We start from the raw sequence: 21323 nt of genomic DNA on the forward strand, positions 1-21323 counted from the left end.
TTTTTAAAATTATTATTTACATTTGTAGTTATAAGGGTTCACAACCTTTTAGTTATTAACAAAAACATTTTAGTATGCAAAACATTCCAAGTGTGGACTTGCGTGATTTCCTTTCGGGTGACCCGGAACGTAAACAAAAATTTGTAAATGAAATCGGTAGTGCTTTTGAAGATATTGGCTTTGTAGCACTCAAAGGTCATTTTTTAGATGACCAATTGGTAGCAGAATTGTATGGCGAAATCAGAAATTTCTTTTCGCTGCCTTTAGAAACCAAATATAGTTATGAAATCCCAGGAATTGGCGGGCAAAGAGGTTATGTCTCTTTCGGTAAAGAACACGCCAAAGGGAAAAAAGAAGGCGATTTGAAAGAGTTTTGGCATTTTGGTCAATACGTTGACAAAGATTCTAAATATGCTTCAGAATATCCTGATAATGTTGATGTAAAAGAATTGCCACGTTTCAATGTTGCCGGAAAAGAAGCCTATAAAATGCTGGAAAAAACAGGTATTTATGTATTACGCGCTTTGGCTTTACATTTAGGTTTGGATGAGTTTTATTTTGATAAATATGGTTATGAAGGTAACTCAATTCTAAGACCAATCCATTATCCACCAATTACTTCTGAACCCGAAAATGCCATTCGTGCCGCTGCGCACGGTGATATCAATTTGATTACCTTATTAATGGGTGCTCAAGGAAAAGGATTGCAAGTGCAAAACCACAACGGCGATTGGATTGACGCGGTTGCTGAACCAGATGAATTGGTAATCAATGTTGGCGATATGTTATCCCGCCACACTAATAACAAATTAAAATCCACCATTCACCAAGTAGTGAATCCGCCAAGAGAATTGTGGGGAACATCACGTTATTCGATACCTTTCTTTATGCATCCCGTAAGCGATATGCGTTTGGATTGTTTAGACAGTTGCATCGATGCTCAAAACCCAAAATTATACGAAGACATTTCTGCTGGTGAATTCCTGCACGAACGTTTAGTAGATTTAGGATTGATTAAAAAATAAACCCAATTATTATTTCAAATGAAGACATTGAGTTCGCTTGATGTCTTTGTTTTTTTTTAGTGAGTGAGTAGCTGAGTTTCTGAGTTCCTGACCCGAGCAAGTATTACGATGCGAATTGTATGAAGCGCAGCATAATAAGTTCGTTTTGGTAAACATTAACCCTAGCCCTGATAGCAGCGATATCCTTTTTCCGGCTTCTTTAGACGGGAAAAGATTTAGCGGATAGCAGGAAACAGCTTCTAAAAAAACTTATTCCGCTCGACTCAGAAACTTAGGCACTCAGCAACTCAGTAACTCATGGATTTACAAGACCAACTCAAAAACCTATTCCCCGACCACGTTCCTTCCAACGAACCGGAACCGATTGAACAAGACAAACCACTCTGGATTCAAGCCGAACCCATGATTTGCAAATTCGAAAAACGGAAAGGAAAACCAACCACTATCATTGAAGGCTACACCGGAACCGACGAAGATTTTAAAATCCTGGCCAAAGAACTCAAAACCAAACTTAGTGTTGGCGGCACTTTCAAAGACGACTCCATCATCATTCAAGGCGATTACCGCGACAAGATTATGGAAATGCTTAAGAACAAAGGCTTCAAAGTCAAACGCGTCGGTGGATAATTAATAATTAACAATGAATAATTAATAATGAAGCGTTCCCTATATTTACACCCTTCAAACTAAAAACAAACTCAGCGTCTCAGAAACTCAGCCGCTCAGGAACTCAAAAAAAATGATACAATCATCTGAACTCATATTAAATCCCGACGGAAGCGTCTACCATCTAAACCTCAAACCCGAACACATCGCGCACGACATTATTTTCGTAGGCGATCAAAATCGTGTAGAGAAAATCACACAGTTTTTCGACAGCATAGAATTCTCCACTCAAAAAAGAGAATTCAAAACGCAAACCGGAATCTACAAAGGCAAACGCATGACCATCATGTCAACCGGAATCGGGCCTGACAACATCGATATTGTGATGAACGAACTTGACGCTTTGGTCAACATCGACTTAAACACAAGAAAACCAAAAGAAAACCTGACCTCCTTAAACATCATCCGCATTGGAACTTCAGGTTCTCTGCAAGCCGATATTCCTGTCGATAGTTTCGTGATGTCGAAATTCGGATTGGGCTTAGACAACATGCTCCGCTCCTATCTCATCGACGAAATCTCCGATAAAAACATCGAAGATGCCTTCATCAAACACACCGATTGGGATGCGAAAAAAGGCCGTCCATATGCGATTGCGTGCAGCGAAAAACTCGAGAAAATCATCGAAAGTGATCAAATGCACAAAGGAATTACAGCTACTGCAGGTGGTTTTTACGGACCACAAGGCCGCGTGCTTCGCCTCAACATCCAAGACGAAAATCTGAATAGTAAAATGGATAATTTCAAAGTCGACGGCACCAGAATCACCAACCTCGAAATGGAAACCGCAGCTATTTATGGCTTAGGAAAACTGCTCGGGCACCACTGTTTGTCGCTCAACGCCATCATCGCCAACCGCGCGTCGGGTACGTTCAGCGCCGATCCGTACAAAGCTGTCGATGCATTGATCGCCTACACTTTAGATAAGTTAGCGAATAATTAGAAGCTGTTTCCCGCTATCATTCCAATCTTGTCATTGCGAACGTAGTGAAGCAATCTGTTTGATGCTTACGGCGCAATGCCAAGGATTTTCCCTTCTATCGGGGCTAGGGCACTAAAATAAAATGACTGCAAGATTTTAAGATTATAAGATCGTACAGTCTTAAAATCTTATAGTCTTAAAATCAAAACCATGTCTTTCATCCTAGAAACCAATCGACTCCTAATGCGTCAGTTCCAAGCCACAGACAACGAAGCCATGTTTATCATGGATTCCAATCCTAACGTGCACCAATATCTGGGCAACACACCATTAACCAAAATAGATGAATGCGATGCCTATATCAAGAGCATCCAAAAACAATATGCCGATAATGGTATCGGTCGTTACGTAGTCATCATCAAAGAAACGCAAGAAATCATCGGTTGGGCCGGAATCAAATTCATCACCGAACCCGAAAACAATCATGTGAATTTTTACGATTTAGGTTACCGATTCGCCGAAGCACATTGGGAAAAAGGCTACGGTTACGAAGCAGCCAAAGCTTGGCTCGAATACGGATTCAACGAAATGAAACTTCCTAAAATATACGCCACCGCTCACATAGACAATGCAGGTTCTAATCGCATACTTCAAAAAATAGGATTCCAAAAAAATGGTCAATACATGCATTATGACTTACTGTGCAATTGGTATGAACTTCAAAATCCCAATCTAAAAACCTAGCGCACATTGCGTAAATCTTTGCGAACTTTGCGGTAAAACAACATCTCAAATGACAACACTAAATATCTCGGGCGTTCCAGAACATTTCAACTTACCGTGGCATCTCTGCATCGACAATGGTGAATTCGAAACCCAAAACATCAACCTGCAATGGACCGACGTTCCCGAAGGCACCGGAAAACTATGTCAAATGCTGCGCTCCGGAGAAACCGACATCGCTGTCATTTTAACCGAAGGCATCGTCAAAGATATTGTAGCCGGAAACCCGTCTAAAATTGTTCAGGTTTATGTTGAGTCGCCTTTGTTATGGGGCATTCACGTTTCGGCGAAATCAAAATATCAAACCATTGCAGATTTACAAAATACCAAAGTAGCGATTTCACGATTAGGCTCAGGTTCACAACTCATGGCTTATGTCAATGCACACCAACAAGGCTGGAAAACAGAAACGCTTTCATTTGAAATCGTCAATACCATCGACGGCGCAGTCGAAGCATTGACCAACGGAACGGCTGATTATTTCATGTGGGAACATTTCATGACCAAACCATTAGTAGATAAAAATATTTTCAGAAATCTAGGCGATTGCCTTACACCATGGCCATGTTTCGTCATTGCTGTGCGTGATGAAGTGCTCCAAAATCATCCCGAACAAATCAAAGCCTTACTTCAAATTATCAATCAAACCACTTCAGAATTTAAAGAAATTCCCAGCATTGATAAAACCTTAGCTTCGAAATACCATCAAAAAATTGAGGACATTCAACAGTGGTTATCGCTGACTGAATGGTCGCAAAAACCATTGCAAGCCGAAGTGTTAAACAACGTACAAAATCAATTGCATGAACTCGCTCTTATAGATAAAAAAGGTACTTTTGCTGAAATTGTTAAAACCGTTTAGTTTAGCGTTTTAGGTTACCATGATAAAAAAGACGATTTATGCTGTTCAAAAAATAAAACAAAAACTTCAGGTCAAAAAACCTTGGGACAATGTTATTATTTTCGCTTTGAATGTGTTGATTGCCATTCCTGTATTCATCATTGTTCACCAAAATCTCGTCGATCCGAATTGGTATTTCCAACTCGACAGAATTCTTTTGTTTCTAGGCATACTTATCGTAATTCAACTGGTTTTGCGATTGTTGCGAACCATCATTATTGTTTGCATTGCTTTGTATATTGTGGCTTTGGTTATCGGCAGTCTCTTGGGAAAATATGGATTTAAAAGTGTCACAGAAGATTATCAATACATGGTGTATTCGATGAGCGACAGCCCGAATCCGCAAGATGTTATCATTTCTAAGTTGCTTCCATTTCCGAACAAAACCAAAATCATCAATGCGATTGAATTCGAAAATCCAAAAGTTCGTGACTTCGCGGTGATGGCTACCACTAAGGATTTTAAAGACATTCGCGGCTATTCGAATTATAGAACTACCATTCAATGCTTTGCGGTTTTTAAAGAAATCAATTCACGTTGGAATTACGTCAGCGATCCAAAAGGCAAAGACTACATCGCAAAAGCAACAGAATCTTTACGCTATTTTTCAGGCGATTGCGATGATCATTCTATTCTTATGGCGGCTTGCATCAAATCGATTGGCGGCACTCCAAGACTCATTCACACCGGCGGTCATATCTATCCCGAAATGCTCATTGGCAACAAAACAGATTTAGAAACGGTCAATTATTTAATCAAAAAAGTGCTTTTTGTCAAAGAAAGTAAAGGCAATAAAATTCATTATCACATCGACGAGCGTGGGCAAATATGGCTCAACCTCGATTATACGGCAACTTATCCGGGCGGCCCATTCATGTCGGAAGAAATATTGGGAGCACTCACACTTTATTGATTTTATAACCCGAAATTATCCGATTGGTTTTTATATCTTAGCTCATCAAAAAAATTCATTTTATGAAGAAACTCATACTGCTATTACTGCTTGGTTCGCAATGGATTCATGCACAAGATACCATTCCAAAATCGCCTTTATTAAACAAACGAAACGAAGTACGTGTTGATGTTTTAGGCTTGGCGTATTCGAGATTAAATATAACCTACGAACGTTTTTTAAATCATAATTTCTCTGTTGGTGTTAGTGGTATTTATTCGAGTAACAAAAAGAATAAAGATGATTTTGATGAAGGTAATGTCAATTCATTTACCAAATATGAAGTCATACCATTTGTGAGATACAATCTTTCTCAAGGCGCGCGCAGTTTCTATTTTGCTGAAATTTTTGCCGATGCGAATGGTGGTGATTTTAGAGAAATTGTGCTTTTAACCGATGCTTCTAATAATGATTACTATGCGATACAAAAAAGCAGCTATTCTGATTTGGGTTTAGGTGCAGCGATTGGTTATAAATATTATATCAAAGACCAATTCGGAATTGAATTTTTGGTAGGCTTCGGATCCAATATGTTCAACAAAGATAAAAGCCCCGATATATTGTCACGCGTGGGTTTAGGCGTTAGCTATCGATTTTAAATAAAGACTATGAAAACTATACAATATTTCTTTTTTGTGGCTTTGGCTACGATTTTAATGGCGGCAGACTGCTCCAATAAAGACAGCGAATTTTATAATGATGTATTTGTTTCTGCTCCAAATTTGGTGACTGTAACAAGGTCAGCTATACCCGAAGATCAGGGAGTTTATGTCATAGCAACTATTCCAAAATTGTTGAATGTAACCACAATGACACATCCGTTGGATATTTATCAAACGACCGGTGGTGCAGCGAAATTGAATTTTTCTTACGAACTCGAAAAAGAAAACGCTGGAGCTTGGGATTATGTAGAGATCACCAATGCTCAAATACAAGTAACAAAAGGAGCAGCACAAGTAGATTCGTTTGTTTTTGCAAGTACAATATACAACACTGTAACACAATCTTATGAATACCAAGCCGGACTTCAAGCCTTACCTGCAGGCAATTACAGATTGAGTTTTGGTTATAATAGTGATGCCAATAATATTGTTGAATTGCGCTCAGAAAGCATCAACAACAATTTATTTTTAAATTTAAATTCACCCAACACCACAGATTTGGATGGCAGCGGTTATTACCATTTTACAATCAACTAGAAAACCATTCAATAGGTTTTTTGTGAATGGATTTCAAATAGTCATTCACTTGACTAAAGTGCTTGTTTCCAAACCATTTTCCTTGGTTGGCGCTCATCGGTGATGGATGTCCGGAAGTTAAAACCAAATGTTTATCCCGATTGATTTTCGCACCTTTCTTTTGCGCAAAACTGCCCCAAAGTAGAAACACAATCTGCTTCTTTTGATCTGATATTTTTTGAATCACAGCATCCGTAAAAATCTGCCAATCCAAATGTTTATGGCTGTTCGGTTGATCTTTTCTAACCGTGAGCGATGCATTCAAAAGCAAAACACCTTCCTTGGCCCAATGCTCAAGATTACCTGAATTTGGAATGAATATCGTATCAAAATCAGCATTGATTTCTCGAAAAATATTGCGCAATGATGGTGGAATTGTAATGCCGTCATTCACAGAAAAACACAAACCATTCGCTTCTTTAGCGCCGTGATACGGATCTTGTCCGATGATGACTACTTTCAATTGCTCGAACGAACATTGCTCAAAGGCTGCGAAAATCAAATCTTTGGGCGGATAACAAATGGTGGTTTGATACTCGTTTTCAACCGCATGTAACAGTTCCTCAAAATAAGGTTTTTTAATTTCATCCGATAAAACCGTTTGCCAATCTGAAGGTAATTGCATCCCAATAATTTTAACGCAAAGTTCGCAAAGTTTTTCGCAATCTACACCGAGAAATAATGGTTTTAACTTTGTAACTTTGATTCCTTGCAACCGAAACAGAAAAATGATTAGCATTACCGAAAAAACTTTACAGGATTTACAATTTCCAACGGTCTTAGAAACAATTGCTGCGATTTGCAATACAGAAATTGGGAAGCAAAAAGCTTTACAAATTACGCCGTTTAAAGAACAAGATATTTTGATGGATGCATTGCTGCAAACTTCAGAATATTTGTCTTCTTACGAAAATAACAATGCGATTCCAAATCACGGGTTTGATGCGATTACGCATGAAATTAAATTTCTGGCGATTGAAGATAGCTTTCTCGAAGTCGGGAGTTTTAGAAAAATTGCGTCCATTTCAGAAACATCGAATACGTTGTTGCAGTTCCTCAAAAAATTTGAAGAATATTATCCTAAGCTGCATGCGAAATCTTCCGCACTTGAATTGACGAAAGTCATCATCAATCAAATCGAGAATGTTGTTGATAAATATGGTGAAATCAAAGACAATGCTTCTTCGGACTTATTAGACATTCGCCGCAATATGAATTCGGTTCGCGGTAAAGTCAACCAAAGTTTCGGCGTGGCTTTGACGCATTACAACAGCGTGGGTTATCTCGATGAAATCAAAGAAAGCTTTGTGCAGAATCGTAGGGTTTTAGCGGTTTTGGCGATGTATAGAAGAAAAGTGAAAGGTTCCATTTTAGGCAGCTCCAAAACGGGAAGCATCGCTTATATTGAACCCGAAACAACGTTGCAATATTCGCGTGAACTGAGTAATTTAGAGTATGAAGAAAAAGAGGAAATCACTCGGATTTTAAAGCAATTGACTAATGATATTCGTCCGTTTTTACCGTTATTAATTCAATATCAAGATTTCTTAAGTGATATTGATGTCATCGCGGCGAAAGCTAAATATGCACAACGCATCAAAGGGATTTTACCTAAAATCAATGACCAACGAAAATTGTATTTTAAAGAAGCCTTCCATCCTATTCTGCTTTTAAACAATAATTCGAAGAACGAAATCACGCATCCGCAAACTTTCGAGCTGCATCAAGAAAAACGAATCATAGTGATTTCTGGACCAAATGCCGGTGGAAAAACCATATCCTTAAAAACCGTTGGCTTGCTGCAATTGATGTTACAATCTGGTATGTTGATTCCCGTGCATGAACGCAGTGAAACATTTTTATTCGACAGAATTTTGACAGACATAGGCGACAATCAATCTATTGAAAATCATTTAAGCACCTACAGTTACCGTTTAAAAAACATGAATTATTTCTTGAAAAAATGCAACAAGAAAACCATGTTTTTGATTGATGAATTCGGAACGGGTTCTGATCCTGAATTGGGTGGCGCTTTGGCTGAAATTTTCCTTGAAGAATTCTACCATCGTGAAGCGTTTGGAATCATCACCACGCATTACTCGAACTTGAAAATACTCGCGAATGAATTGCCTTTTGCGATCAATGCCAATATGCTTTTTGATGAGAAATCGCTGGAACCCATTTATAAGTTGGTATTAGGCCAAGCAGGAAGTTCGTTTACGTTTGAAGTCGCCCAAAAGAACGGTATTCCATTCGGACTAATCAATCGCGCGAAGAAGAAAATTGAAGTCGGAAAAGTGCGTTTTGATAAAACCATAGCAAACCTACAAAAGGAACGTTCAAAAATGGAGAAAACCTCACAAACGCTCAAAGAAGAAGAATCGAAAGCGCGTGAGGAAGGTAAGAAAATGGAATCGATTAATGTCAAAATCAAGCAGAAACTTGAAAGCTATCAGGAATTGTATGACAGCAACCAACGTTTGATTTACATGGGACAAAAAGTGGATGACATAGCCGAGAAGTATTTCAACAGCAAAAACAAAAAAGAATTGATGGGTGAATTGCTCAAAATTGTGGAAATAGAAAACTCTAAAAGAAAGAAAGCGACTGCCAAAGAAACTAAGATTAAAGAAGTTCAGAAGAAAGAAATTATCAAGGAAGTTACGGTTCAAGTCGAAAAAATCAGAACCGAAAAGAAAGAAAAGAAACTCAAAGCCAACACGGTTATCATCAAACCAAAACCTGTTTTAAAAGTGGGAGATCGGGTTCGAATGTTCGATGGAAAAGCCATTGGCAGCATTGATAAAATTGAAAAAAACAAAGCAACCGTTAATTACGGTGTCTTTACATCGACAGTAAGTTTGGATGTTTTGGAATTTGTTGAACCAACGAAGAAATAATTATAAATTTTGAATGATGTTAGACCTTCCAAAAAATAAAAAAATCATTCTTTTCGACGGTCTTTGCAATTTGTGTGAAGCATCGGTGCAGTTTGTTATTAAGCATGATACTCAAGATCAATTTCGGTTTGTAGCGTTGCAATCGGAATTGGGTCAGCAGATTTTGAATCATATTGGCATCAACCCGAAAAATATTGATTCGACCGTTTTGTATGAACCCGGAATTGCCTATTATTATAAGTCGAATGCGGCTATACAGATAGCCCGACATTTGGGTGGCTTATTTCATTTTGGAACTGTTTTTAGAATTATTCCGACAGCTTTACGCAATGCTTTGTATGATTATATAGCGGCTAATCGTTACAAATGGTATGGTAAAAAGCAAAGTTGTATGACACCTACTCCGGAATTAAAAGCCAAATTTTTAGAATAAAAAAAACGCCTCAATGTGAGGCGTTTTTTATTTTTTATAAAACCAAAAACTAGTTCTTAATCAATTTTTGAATGGCGTTTCCTGATGCTGAAGCAATGTTCATCATATAAATTCCGTTGGCTAAATCGGAAACATTCATTTCAATTGCGGAAAGATTTTTGAAAGTTTGATTTTTAACGATTCTTCCATGAATATCCGTGATAGCAATGGCCGTTATGGATGCATTCTCTTTACTTGAAACCTTGATAAGATTATTGGTCGGATTAGGATATACAACAAAATCTGTATTTTGAACCGCAGTAATTTCTTCAACACCCAGTAAATCAATATCAGTAGCTGTAACGATTAAGTTATCAAAGAAACCCGCCGTTGTTGACGCAGCGTTTGTGATGGCAGCAGTTGTCCCAGTGGCGGCTGCAGAGCCACTTCTTGAAATAAAAGCTACTTTATCTGGATCTACACCAGCAGCTGCACCGACAACTTGTCCAATGAATGATGGTCCTTTCCATACAATTTGCCCGGTTGTTTTATTAAAGCTTACTATTAATTTAACCCATTGATTTGCCGGTAAGATGAGATTGGTAGCTGTTGGTCCAAGGAAAAAACCATAGTTTCCTATTGGAGCTGTAGCACTAGTGTAATAACCTATACCTTGTAGTATAAGCGTTTTGGTATTAAAAACAAATCCCCCTAAAATTTTTAAGGAAGCCGTTGTTGTTGTTGCGTCATATATATACAAACCTTTGGTATTGTTACTTAATCCGCTACCGTCTCCTGTATACAAATCAAATTCAACTTGAATTTTATTGTTAGCTGGATCACGAAATGCCCATTGATCCGCCAAACCGCCTTGCCACATATTGCGTCTTCCTTTGTCTCCATTGGTTCCATCAATCTGTAAGACTTTTCCATGCCCTGCGCCGTAATCAGCAATTTGAAAATTATCAGGTCCTGCATTTGTAGCTGTCGTTGCCGCCAATGGATCTAAATCATAATTTGTAGATAAGGTGTAATAATTATTGGTTGGAATTGTACCTGTAGCATCTGTTCCAACGGCACCAATAGTTAAAGAATCAAAATCTTCAGATTGAAGAATTTGTGCTGACAGATTTTGAATACTAATCAAAATAATCAATAATAGTAATAGTTTTTTCATAGACGTAATTTTTTAAAGGATTAATGATTTTAGGAATGCAATTTAAGCATATTTTGTTTTATAATAAGCTACTGAGACAGTTATCATTTTTTTAATATTTCAACAATATCGGTTGGTTCATTAATGTACAATGCTTTGTATAATTATGTAGTCTTTTACAATATGATAAAAAGAAAAGTTGCATGATACCAACTCCTGAACTGAAAGCTAATTTTTTAGAATAGAAAACGCCTCAATTGCGAGGCGTTTTCTATTTTTTTGTAAAACAAAATTAGTTTTTGATAATCTTTTTGGTAACTAAACCTTTATCCGAATTGATTTTCATCATATACATTCCTGACGCCAAATCAGCAACATTCATCTGAACGTTTGGGAGGTTTTCAAAAGATTGGCTCTTAACAATTCTGCCATTGATATCATTGATAACAATACTATTGATAACGATATTATTGTCGTTTTTTACCGAAATTAAATTGTCAATAGGATTAGGAAAAACAACAAATGAATCTGCAGTGAATGTACTTGTACTCAAGCCGGGATTTGCAGTAATTTTCATCGCTACATTGTTAATCGTCGGTGCGGTAAATACTCTGCCACAACCATTGTTTGTGCCAGTACTTCCGCAACGAGTTACTGTACTCAATGCGGTGTCTCCATCTGGTTGAATTCCTATCACAGCCGTTTCGTTGATAACCCAAAACACATTATTTCTACTCGCTTTAAGCATTACGGTTATGGTGTTATCAGCTTCGGTAATATCCAATCCGTTAAATTCAAAATCAACAGTAAACTTACCTGTTGTTGGTGGTGCATCTATAACTACTGCTAATTCTGAAAAAGGAAACATAGTACCAATACCTGAACCACAAACGCCAGCTCCGGTTGTGGTTGGGCAATCTGTATACAACGACATAGTCAGCGTAACCGGAGATGTATCCGTTAAATTAAAAAGGTCAACAGAAATAATATCCAATAACCTTTCTGTGCTAGCCAACTTCACCGCATCACCAAAGCTACAGTTTGAACCATTTGCAGTTGGTGTAATTTCAGCTCCATTCAATCCTGCATGGGTTGAATCATAAATGGTCACTTGCGCCTGAGTGCTTATTGCAGTAAAAAAAATAGATAATAGTAATAGTTTTTTCATAGACTTAATTTTTAAAGGGTTAATTATTTACGTATGCAATTTAATGTTTTGATTTATAAGTTGTTGTTAATGAACGATCATTTTTCTCTACAAGCGCATTCATGATGTTCGTTTAGATAGACAATTGATGCTTTACACATTTTTTCCAAGGCAACAATATTAATGTCGGACAGCTTTTTTATGTAAATGCAAGCTTTACCCATTTTAAATTTCCCAAAGTCATCCAACAAGTGCTTATTTTCTTCGGTTGGAGAAAATACATACAGCGAAAACTCCGCTTTGCGTGGCGAGAAACCTAACATCGGAGCATCTCCTTCATGTCCGCTGGCATATTTATAATGATAGCTTCCAAATCCGATAATCGTGGGTCCCCACATTTTGGGTTCAAATCCTGTCCATTCCGTCATGAGCTTAATCAATTGAAAACTGTCCGCTTTCTTCAGGTCGCTTTCTACATAAGAGTTGATAAAATCAATAACGTCGACTTTCGTTTCTTTTGTTTTGTTTTCAGCCATGATTTTTACTTTATCATTGTTCTACTAGTGTGCGGTTTTATTTTAAACGCTAAGTTCGCAAGGTTATACGCTAAGTTCGCTAAAAAAATTTTATGTTAGCAAAAGCCTAACGTTCATTGCGAAAATCTTAGCGCACTTTGCGGTTAAAAACTTTTTAGTCTTCTTTTTCCCATTTACCAACAACTGAAGTGGCTAATGCGTTTCCTAAAACATTGGTGGCACTTCTAAACATATCGCAAAAATGATCAATGGGAAGAATTAAAGCAATACCTTCAATCGGGATTTTAAACATACCGCAAGTAGCGGCGACTACAACCAAACTGGCTCTCGGAACACCGGCAATTCCTTTACTGGTAAGCATTAAAACCAAAAGCATCGTCATTTGTGTTCCCATACTCAAATCGATTCCGTAGGCTTGTGCGATGAAGATACTCGCAAAAGTCATATACATCATACTGCCATCCAAATTGAACGAATATCCAAGCGGCAACATAAAGGAGACTATTTTGTCTTTGATCCCAAAACGTTCTAATTCTTCGGTTAGTTTCGGAAAAACGGCTTCACTGCTAGTTGTTCCAAAAGCAATGATTAGTGGACTCACAATATGTCTCAACAACTTGGTCATGCTTGACTTCAGAAAAATATAACCGATGAGTAAAAGTACTACCCACAACGATGTGATTCCGACTAAAAATGAACCAAAAAATTTAGCGTATGTTAATGCCAATTCGCTAAAATCTCGAACGGCGAATACACCGGCTATGGCTCCAAAAACACCTAGAGGCGCGAATTTCATGACGTAGTTTACCATTTTCAAAACGATGTGTGACGTTTTGTCTAAAGCATTGACAACGGGTTTTGCATAATCACCGATAGAAGCTGCTGCCAATCCGAAGAAGATCGAGAAGATCACGATTTGCAATATTTCATTGCTTGCCATGGCTTCGACTATACTTTTTGGTATGATGTGTTCGATGAAATTCTGTGCTGAGAAACCTTGTGCTTTTTCTGTGACTTCTGAGGCTGTTGCCAAATCGACATCGGATAAGTTAAGGCCTAATCCGGGTTGCAACATATTGACCCAAAACATTCCTATTAATAAAGAAATGAATGAAGCCGTAAAAAACCAGCCCAAAGCCTTGCCTCCGATTCTTCCAACAGCTTTGATGTCGCCGAGTTTTGCGATTCCGACTACCAATGTGGTAAACACCAATGGTGAAATAATCATTTGCACCAATCGGATGAAAACCGTTGCGAGCATTTTGATGTAGCCACTAAATTCTTTAGCGCTTTCTTCTGAACTGCTATTGTGCACTATGATTCCGAGGATTACTCCGAAGAACATGGCGATTAGAATTTGAGTCGTGAGGTTTGAAAAAATCGAAGGTTTCTTGGTTGGAGTTGTAGTCATATTTTTTGGTTTTACCGCAAAGAACGCAAGGGTTGCGCTAAGTTCGCTATAGGTTTGTTATATTTTTAGAAGCTTAATCCTGCTGTCTGCTTTATCTTTTGCGCCGAACGACGGCACAAAAGGATGTTCGCTACCATCAGGGCTAGGCATCTGTATGATACATTTTATTTAGTAAATAGAAATCCGCCAATACGATGGCCGCCATAGCTTCAACAATCGGCACGGCACGCGGTACGACGCACGGATCATGACGGCCTTTGCCCTGTGTTTCGGTGATATTGCCTTGATTGTCGAGGGTTTCTTGTTTTTGCATTAAGGTAGCCACGGGTTTGAAAGCCACTCGGAAATAGATGTCCATGCCGTTTGAGATTCCGCCTTGAATACCTCCTGATAAATTGGTTTTGGTCGTTCCGTCGGGTAAATATAAATCGTTGTGTTCGCTGCCTTTCATTTTGGCGCCACAGAATCCGCTGCCGTATTCGAAACCTTTTACGGCATTGATCGACAGCATGGCTTTGCCTAATTCGGCGTGGAGTTTGTCGAAAACCGGTTCACCCAAACCCAATGGTGCATTTTGAATCACGCATGTTATTGTACCGCCAACAGTGTCGCCTTGTTTGCGAATTTCTTTGATATAGTCTTCCATTTTTGTGGCTGTTGTTTCGTCCGGGCAACGCACTGCATTGGTTTCGGTTTTGGTGAAATCTAGTGCTTGGTAGGGTTTGTCTATAAAAATATCACCGACTGAAGAAACGAATGCATTGATTTTGATATTGGGCAAGACTTGTTTAGCAATCGCACCGGCTACTACTCGACTTGCGGTTTCGCGCGCTGAACTTCTGCCTCCGCCACGATAATCGCGAATGCCGTATTTTTTTTCGTAGACGTAATCGGCGTGACTTGGTCGATATGAGTCTTTGATATGCGAATAATCTTCAGATTTTTGGTTTTGATTGGGGATGATGAAACCTATGGGCGTTCCTGTGGTTTTGCCTTCGAAAATACCCGAAAGAAATTGCACTTCGTCGTCTTCTTTGCGTTGGGTTGTGATGGCGGATTGCCCAGGTTTTCTGCGCATCATTTCGTTTTGAATGGCTTGAAAGTCGAGCGTGATGTTGGGTGGACAACCATCGATGATACCGCCCAAAGCTTCGCCATGTGATTCTCCGAATGTGGTTATTTTGAAAAGCGTTCCGTAACTGTTTCCGGCCATAGATTTTGTTTTAAACAAATGTATGATTTTAGATGAAAGATTGAAAGTTTATCATTAAAATCTGTGTGTTTCGGTTGTTATTGAAACACAATAACCTATCGAAAAGTGAATAAGCTGTTTATAAATTGTAGTATAATTATGTAAGTATTCTATAATATTTTACAATTTTTATGGTTTATGTTTGCATCAAACAAAATTTACACATTATGAAAAAATTATTTTTTACAGCATTTCTGGTATTAGGATTAGTCTGGAATGGTCAAGCACAGAAAATTTCTGAGAACGCTTTAGGATTGCGATTGGGAGATAATGATGGCTTTGGTGCCGAGATTTCCTATCAAAGAGCTTTGGGCAAATCGAATAGAATTGAAGCCGATTTGGGATGGAGAAACAGCAAACATGTTGATGCTGTAAAACTAGCCGGTTTGTATCAATGGGTTTGGAATATTGATGGCGGTTTCAATTGGTATGCCGGTGTTGGTGGTGGTTTGGGTTCTTGGCGTTATGACCACGATGGTTACAAAGACAACGGAACATTTGTTTTTGCTGCGGGTGATATTGGAATTGAATATGATTTTGATATTCCATTATTGATTTCGTTAGATTTCAGACCGGAATTTGGTGGAAGTGGTTATTATGAAAACAATTATGGTTCTGATATTGCATTAGGTTTGCGTTATCAGTTCTAATTCAAACTGCATATTTTTTAGCCACGAATCCACGCGTAAATATATTCGGGAATTCGTGGCTAACTTTTTTATTGTATTATGATTTCTTTCTTCGAATTGACTTTCAGAATCGAATACGGATAATAGAATACTTCATGCTCAGCTACTCCGGCATTTTTAGGTTCTACATCGCGAACTTTAATGATGATTTTATCTGCAGTTTCCTCGACGCTTTTTACATCGATGGTATAACCTAGTGTGGTTTTTTCACCCATATTGAGAATCACATAATTCGAAGTTTTGATATCGTCAGCACTGATTTTGTTTTTGAGCAATTCGTCGTTTTGAAGCATTTTGATTTCTTTTTCTTCGGTTAAGATTTCAAAAAAACGGATTGTCGCGCCACCATCTTCTTGTTGCGTTAAAATTTCGAACAAAGGTTTAGCTTCAGTTACCGAACGTTTTGTACTACAGCCAATTAAAAATAATATTAAAAATACAACGAATCCTTTTTTGATCATGTGATTTGTGATAAATGAATTTTTTTTAGCATGCCATTTAAGCATAAATACCAATCGCTCTCATATACAATTCTTCATAAAGCGGCAGTATGTTTTGAATGTCGAATTGTTTAGCAGTGGCTAATGCTTTGGCTTTAAATTGCTTTAATGTATCTTCATCTCGGATAATTTTCAATGCATTTTCCGCCATATCATCAACATCGCCGACATTACTCAAATATCCCGAAACTCCATCAAAATTAACTTCAGGCAAACCACCCGAATTACTCGATATTACGGGAACACTTAAAGCCATGGCTTCTAAAGCTGCAAGTCCAAAACTTTCGGTTTCCGAAGGTAAAAGAAATAAATCTGAATAGCTTAAGATGCGGTCGATTTCATTGCTGTTCCCAAAGAAAATTACTTTGTCTTGGATACCCAATTCATAACACAATTTTTCTGGTTCTTCTTTTTCCGGGCCATCGCCAACCATCATTAACTTGGCAGGGATTTGTTGTTGAATTTTATAAAATATTTTAATGACATCAGGAATGCGTTTTACTTTTCTGAAATTACTGATATGAGTAATAACGCGTTCATTTTCTTTCGCAATAACCGAACGATAACAAGGAATGCTTTTATCATCTATGTTTTTATTCAATTCAATAAAATTAGGAATGACTTCTATTTCATTCGTAATCTGAAATAACTTCAAAGTTTCATCTTTCAAACTTTGCGAAACCGAAGTCACAATATCGGATTTATTGATGCTGAAAGTTACTGCAGGTTTATAAAACGGGTGATTTCCAACCAACGTAATGTCGGTACCGTGAAGCGTCGTAACCATCGGAATATCGATGCCTTCTTCTTTGAGCATTTGCTTAGCCATATATCCGGCGTATGCGTGTGGAATTGCGTAATGCACGTGCAACAATTCGATTTTATAGAGTTTCACCATATCAACGAGTTTGCTTGACAAAGCCAATTCATACGGTTGATAATGAAACAATGGATATTCCGGAACGTTAACTTCATGGTAATGCACATTGGCATTCAACAAAGCCAAACGCACAGGTTGACTATAAGTGATGAAGTGAATTTCGTGTCCACGTCGGGCTAGTTCGAGTCCAAGTTCTGTAGCAACTACGCCGCTTCCGCCGAAGGTTGGGTAACATACAATAGCTATTTTCATAGAAGATATTTAGTGGAACGAATTTAATAAAAATGAAATGCTTAATTTGAAAAAATACGTTAAATAATTGGCGTTTATTTCATCGTTAAAATTAATAAACCACCAATAATCATGGCGCCACCGACAGCTATTTTCCAAGTAAAAGCTTCATTGAGAAAGAAAAAAGAAAGCAATAAAGTGATGATAATACTGCCTTTATCGATTAAAGCTACTTCGGAGACATTACCAATTTTAATGGCTTTGTAATAAAAAACCCAAGAAATGGTGGTTGTAATTCCTGAAATACCAAGTAAAACAATGTCTTTCTTAGTGAGGTTTCCGAAGTCTTTTACATTGTTAAATACAAACACATTGAGCCAAATTAGTACGAAAACAAACGAAGTTCTGACTGCAATTCCAGTATCGCTGGCTACGTTTTTGAGCCCGGCTTTGGCTATTACCGAAGTCAATCCGGCGAACAACATCGAGATCAGCGCGAAAAGTTGGTATTGTTTCATAGTATTATTTTTTTTAATACTATAAATGTAGGAAGGATTGTTTTAATTCTAACATTCGAATTTAGAACAATACTTTATTGATGCAATTGCAACCAAGCATTCACTTGCTCGGCAGAAATTGGTTTTATTTGAATCGTATTCTTTGAATCCAGCAAATACATCGTTGGTGTGCCGAAAACACAATAATCTTTGGCAGCTTGGGTTTCCCATTTGTTGAAATCACAACTTGAAATCCACGGGAAATCTTTGATGAAATTGTCGTAATCTTTCTTTTGGTCATCCAATGAAATGAATACAATTTCGAGGTTGTATTGCTTTACCCAACGATCATAAAAAGTTTTGAGTTTCGGAATTTCTTCAACACATTTCGGACACCAACTGGCTCCGAAAACCACCAGTTTGTATTTATTTTTAAGATCGTATAAAGATGATTTATGTTCGTTAAAAAACGAGATGTCAGGTGCTGTTTTTCCATTACCCATTTTTCTATATTGCTCGAAAAGTGCTTTATGCTTGTCGTCGAGTTGGCATGTATTGTCGGTCAACATGGCTAATGCGATGTATTGTGATGATTCGAATAAGCTGCGTTTTTCTAATTGATTAAACAAATGTTCTGCAACATTTTGTTTCAAATCCGGATTTGATTTTAAGCTTGCAAGAATGGCATCAATGCCTGCATTCAGATGTTGTGCTTTTTTTTCACCATAATGTTCTAGGGTTGCAACATAAGTATCTAGCAATTCATAATATAACCCCGAATGTATTAAACGCTGGTCATTAAAATTCAAATCAGTGCACTGCTTTTCAAGTTCCGGAATGCGCTCAGGATAACGCTTCGTACTTAATGGAAAATCGGCAATTAGCGTTCTGATTTTCAAATAATAACTCGCGTAAGTTTTATCGGAAAGGCTATTCAAATAATTTGGTATGACTGCATTTAATTGATTTAATTCCGTTTTAAAAAACGAACTCTTTTGAGGTTCATTCTCATAGAAAGGAATTAAATAAGTGATTCCCGATTTTTTTTCTTGTGTGTTTTGATACAACGTCAAACCCTTATCAAAAGTGCTGTTTTCTGGCGAGTTGATAAATTTCATACTTTTAGAAGTATTCATATCATCCCATTGCAGTTCATAATTTTCATGGTTCAAAAGCACAATCACTTTTTTTCCTTTGGTAATTTCCAACAATGCTGCACCTATATAATCAGCGGAATAAGTGATTGCAAAATTCCCATTGCTATCAGTGGTGGTTTTATCCAATGGAAAACTTTCTTGAGCCGTAAATCCTTTGAGGGTAATTTCTTTATTGGCTGTTGCATTGAAATGCCCTTTGATGGTGAATTTTGTCTGCGCAACCGTGACCGTCGTTAAAAGAAGTAAAATAAATTTTAATGCATGCATCGCTTCAATATGATTTAAAGTGAATTCATAAAAAAACTTCCCGCGTTGGTTCGAGAAGTTTTTATGATATTGATTAATTGAAATTAATTTTTAATACAACGTACAGAATGTCCTGCAGATCTACCACTACTAGCATCTGGATACATTTCATTAGCACTTATATATACATTAAAAGAATCATTGAGATCAATGGATGAAGTCCAAAAAGCGGCATCAACACCTTGACCTCTAACCGAACCGGAATCAAAAGCACGGTCACCGGCTAATGGAAACTTGTGAATCGAATTGAATGCTGAAGTTGATCCAGTAATAGAATAACTAACCGTTTCAGCTTCAAACTCTGCTTGCGTTGGAAGTCTATATCCCGATGGACAAGGATTATTAATCCCGCTTACGCCTTGCCATAAACCATCATTTTGTGGGCTTCTCCAATCATAAATACCTTGATCGTCTGTTACGAATAATGCATTTCCAGGCGTATTAGTAGTCGAGTGTACTGTTGTTGTTCCATTGTCAGCAACGCCTGCAAGTTCACCAAAAGAACCTACTTCTCCTCGCGACCATGTGATACTCGCGTGATCATCATTACCTCTTCCCCATTGATACAAACAACCATAGGCTTTATAATCTTTAGAAGATGTGGCTGCTCTGCTTGCACCAAGGTTTCTATCCATCCAGATTTTTCCTGTTGATGATGTTATTGGCACTACTGCTGTAGGTTGTGTTCCATCGCAAACAGCATCAATTGGATCTGTAGCGGTTCCGCCAGTTGTTGTGAACATGATTTGATTACCATAAGCTGTTCCGCTACTATTCGTTGCATAAGCTCTGATAAAATACATGGTATCTGCTGTTAAACCTGAAAGTGTACTTCCAAATGATCCCGTTGTTCCGGATACAGGAAGTATATTATCTGATATCGTTGGCAACTCTGAAGTAGCATAGCAAATTCCTCTTGTAGTAATAGCAGAACTTCCTGCAGAAGTAACATTACCGCCGCTTAATGCGCCTGTATCTGTTATAGATGTAGCATCAGTTGTTGTCAAAATAGGTAAATCTCCTATGGTTGTACCGCTAGTAGTAAAAGTAATTTGTGCACCGTATCCTGTTCCGCCACTGTTGGTTGCAAAAGCTCTTGCATAATATACTGTGCTGGCAGATAAACCGGTTAATGAGCTCGTAAATGTTCCTGTTGTACCTGTAGCATTTGCTACTGTACTTATTATTGTTGGATTCTCGGTAGTGGCATAGCAAATTCCTCTTGCTGTAATGGTAGCTCCGCCCGCAGAAGTAACATTACCGCCAATATTAGCCGTAGTTTCTGTAATGTCTGTAGCTTCATCATTTGTAGTAACTATCGGCAAAGCAATTGCGGTTGTTGTGGTTGTAAAATTAATTTCCGCACCGTATGCAGTTCCGACACTATTCTTAGCATAAGCTCTTACATAATATTGGGTTCCTGCAGTCAGTCCTGTGAAGTTACAAACAAAAGTGCCTAATGAACCCGGTTTAACTATTTTAAGATCATCAGTTGTCGGATTCGGTGATGTCGAATAACAAACACCTCGCGAAAGGATGACAGTTCCACCGCTGGAAGTCAGAACACCGCCGCTTGTTGCGGTAGTCATATTAATGGCTGAAGCCGGTGTCGTTGTAATGGATGGCAATCCAACAACGTTCGATTCTGAACTCTCACTTGGTGTACATGACAAAATAATAAAATTGACAACCACTAAAAAACAAACAAAGGAAACAACATACTTTTTCATAAAAAGAGTTTAAATTTTGACAAATATAATTG

The 21323-nt window shown here is 37.9% G+C and carries 22 protein-coding genes; 11 read left to right on the forward strand and 11 right to left on the reverse strand.

Features of this window, described 5'->3' with window-relative positions; all coding sequences use genetic code 11:
• Positions 1-74 precede the first annotated feature (74 nt).
• The 8 genes from RMO03_RS13110 (at position 75) to RMO03_RS13145 (ending at position 6448) form a co-directional block, all read left to right on the forward strand.
• On the forward strand, positions 75-1025 hold the full coding sequence (locus tag RMO03_RS13110; RefSeq protein WP_309642559.1) for a 2-oxoglutarate and iron-dependent oxygenase domain-containing protein: 951 nt from the start codon (positions 75-77) through the stop codon (positions 1023-1025).
• A gap of 297 nt (positions 1026-1322) precedes the next feature.
• The gene (locus RMO03_RS13115) at positions 1323-1652 is read left to right on the forward strand and encodes a translation initiation factor (RefSeq protein WP_309642560.1); all 330 of its coding nucleotides are present in this window, start codon (positions 1323-1325) and stop codon (positions 1650-1652) included.
• Between the two features lie 112 nt (positions 1653-1764).
• On the forward strand, positions 1765-2634 hold the full coding sequence (locus RMO03_RS13120) for a nucleoside phosphorylase (protein ID WP_309642561.1): 870 nt from the start codon (positions 1765-1767) through the stop codon (positions 2632-2634).
• A 189-nt stretch (positions 2635-2823) separates the two neighbouring features.
• Positions 2824-3357, forward strand: coding sequence for a GNAT family N-acetyltransferase (locus RMO03_RS13125; RefSeq protein ID WP_309642562.1), 534 nt, complete (start codon positions 2824-2826; stop codon positions 3355-3357).
• A gap of 49 nt (positions 3358-3406) precedes the next feature.
• Complete coding sequence (locus tag RMO03_RS13130; RefSeq protein ID WP_309642563.1) at positions 3407-4258, forward strand: substrate-binding domain-containing protein; 852 nt, start codon at positions 3407-3409, stop codon at positions 4256-4258.
• Between the two features lie 19 nt (positions 4259-4277).
• Positions 4278-5210 carry a transglutaminase gene (locus RMO03_RS13135; protein WP_309642564.1) on the forward strand — a complete coding sequence of 311 codons (933 nt, stop codon included), beginning with the start codon at positions 4278-4280 and terminating at the stop codon, positions 5208-5210.
• A gap of 62 nt (positions 5211-5272) precedes the next feature.
• Positions 5273-5848 (forward strand): DUF3575 domain-containing protein, encoded by a 576-nt coding sequence (locus RMO03_RS13140; RefSeq protein ID WP_309642565.1) that lies wholly within the window; start codon positions 5273-5275, stop codon positions 5846-5848.
• 9 nt (positions 5849-5857) lie between these two features.
• Positions 5858-6448 carry a hypothetical protein gene (locus RMO03_RS13145; protein WP_309642566.1) on the forward strand — a complete coding sequence of 197 codons (591 nt, stop codon included), beginning with the start codon at positions 5858-5860 and terminating at the stop codon, positions 6446-6448.
• Here RMO03_RS13145 and ung read toward each other — a convergent pair.
• Complete coding sequence (ung, locus tag RMO03_RS13150) at positions 6441-7118, reverse strand: uracil-DNA glycosylase (protein WP_409024922.1); 678 nt, start codon at positions 7116-7118, stop codon at positions 6441-6443. The two genes, RMO03_RS13145 and ung, sit on opposite strands and share 8 nt — an antisense overlap.
• A 97-nt stretch (positions 7119-7215) precedes the next feature.
• On the opposite strand from ung, the gene RMO03_RS13155 reads away from it, so the two are divergent.
• Both RMO03_RS13155 and RMO03_RS13160 read left to right on the forward strand, forming a co-directional pair.
• Positions 7216-9387, forward strand: coding sequence for an endonuclease MutS2 (locus tag RMO03_RS13155; RefSeq protein WP_309642568.1), 2172 nt, complete (start codon positions 7216-7218; stop codon positions 9385-9387).
• A 16-nt stretch (positions 9388-9403) separates the two neighbouring features.
• On the forward strand, positions 9404-9820 hold the full coding sequence (locus RMO03_RS13160) for a thiol-disulfide oxidoreductase DCC family protein (RefSeq protein ID WP_309642585.1): 417 nt from the start codon (positions 9404-9406) through the stop codon (positions 9818-9820).
• A gap of 49 nt (positions 9821-9869) precedes the next feature.
• On the opposite strand, the gene RMO03_RS13165 is transcribed toward RMO03_RS13160, so the two are convergent.
• From RMO03_RS13165 to aroC, 5 genes are all read right to left on the reverse strand, one after another.
• Complete coding sequence (locus RMO03_RS13165) at positions 9870-10976, reverse strand: T9SS type A sorting domain-containing protein (protein ID WP_309642569.1); 1107 nt, start codon at positions 10974-10976, stop codon at positions 9870-9872.
• Positions 10977-11247: 271 nt separating this feature from the next.
• Entirely contained in the window at positions 11248-12123 is an 876-nt protein-coding gene (locus RMO03_RS13170) for a T9SS type A sorting domain-containing protein (protein WP_309642570.1), read from the reverse strand.
• A gap of 77 nt (positions 12124-12200) precedes the next feature.
• Positions 12201-12638 (reverse strand): DUF1801 domain-containing protein, encoded by a 438-nt coding sequence (locus RMO03_RS13175; protein WP_309642571.1) that lies wholly within the window; start codon positions 12636-12638, stop codon positions 12201-12203.
• 154 nt (positions 12639-12792) lie between these two features.
• On the reverse strand, positions 12793-14049 hold the full coding sequence (locus RMO03_RS13180; RefSeq protein ID WP_309642572.1) for a cation:dicarboxylate symporter family transporter: 1257 nt from the start codon (positions 14047-14049) through the stop codon (positions 12793-12795).
• A gap of 142 nt (positions 14050-14191) precedes the next feature.
• Positions 14192-15262, reverse strand: coding sequence for a chorismate synthase (aroC, locus tag RMO03_RS13185; protein WP_309642573.1), 1071 nt, complete (start codon positions 15260-15262; stop codon positions 14192-14194).
• A 206-nt stretch (positions 15263-15468) separates the two neighbouring features.
• Here aroC and RMO03_RS13190 point away from each other — a divergent pair, with 206 nt between their 5' ends.
• Positions 15469-15951, forward strand: a complete 483-nt coding sequence (locus RMO03_RS13190) for a hypothetical protein (protein ID WP_309642574.1) — start codon at positions 15469-15471, stop codon at positions 15949-15951.
• 68 nt (positions 15952-16019) lie between these two features.
• On the opposite strand, the gene RMO03_RS13195 is transcribed toward RMO03_RS13190, so the two are convergent.
• From RMO03_RS13195 to RMO03_RS13215, 5 genes are all read right to left on the reverse strand, one after another.
• Positions 16020-16367, reverse strand: coding sequence for a protease complex subunit PrcB family protein (locus tag RMO03_RS13195; RefSeq protein WP_309642575.1), 348 nt, complete (start codon positions 16365-16367; stop codon positions 16020-16022).
• Positions 16368-16488: 121 nt separating this feature from the next.
• A complete protein-coding gene (bshA, locus tag RMO03_RS13200; protein WP_309642576.1) occupies positions 16489-17622 on the reverse strand; it encodes an N-acetyl-alpha-D-glucosaminyl L-malate synthase BshA in 1134 nt (377 codons plus the stop codon).
• 74 nt (positions 17623-17696) lie between these two features.
• Positions 17697-18119, reverse strand: coding sequence for an EamA family transporter (locus RMO03_RS13205; RefSeq protein ID WP_309642577.1), 423 nt, complete (start codon positions 18117-18119; stop codon positions 17697-17699).
• A gap of 74 nt (positions 18120-18193) precedes the next feature.
• The gene (locus tag RMO03_RS13210; protein WP_309642578.1) at positions 18194-19522 is read right to left on the reverse strand and encodes a thioredoxin family protein; all 1329 of its coding nucleotides are present in this window, start codon (positions 19520-19522) and stop codon (positions 18194-18196) included.
• Between the two features lie 83 nt (positions 19523-19605).
• Complete coding sequence (locus RMO03_RS13215; protein WP_309642579.1) at positions 19606-21291, reverse strand: FISUMP domain-containing protein; 1686 nt, start codon at positions 21289-21291, stop codon at positions 19606-19608.
• Between the last annotated feature and the right edge of the window lie 32 nt (positions 21292-21323).

Source organism: Flavobacterium sp., assembly GCF_031411595.1.
Classification (GTDB): Bacteria; Bacteroidota; Bacteroidia; order Flavobacteriales; family Flavobacteriaceae; genus Flavobacterium.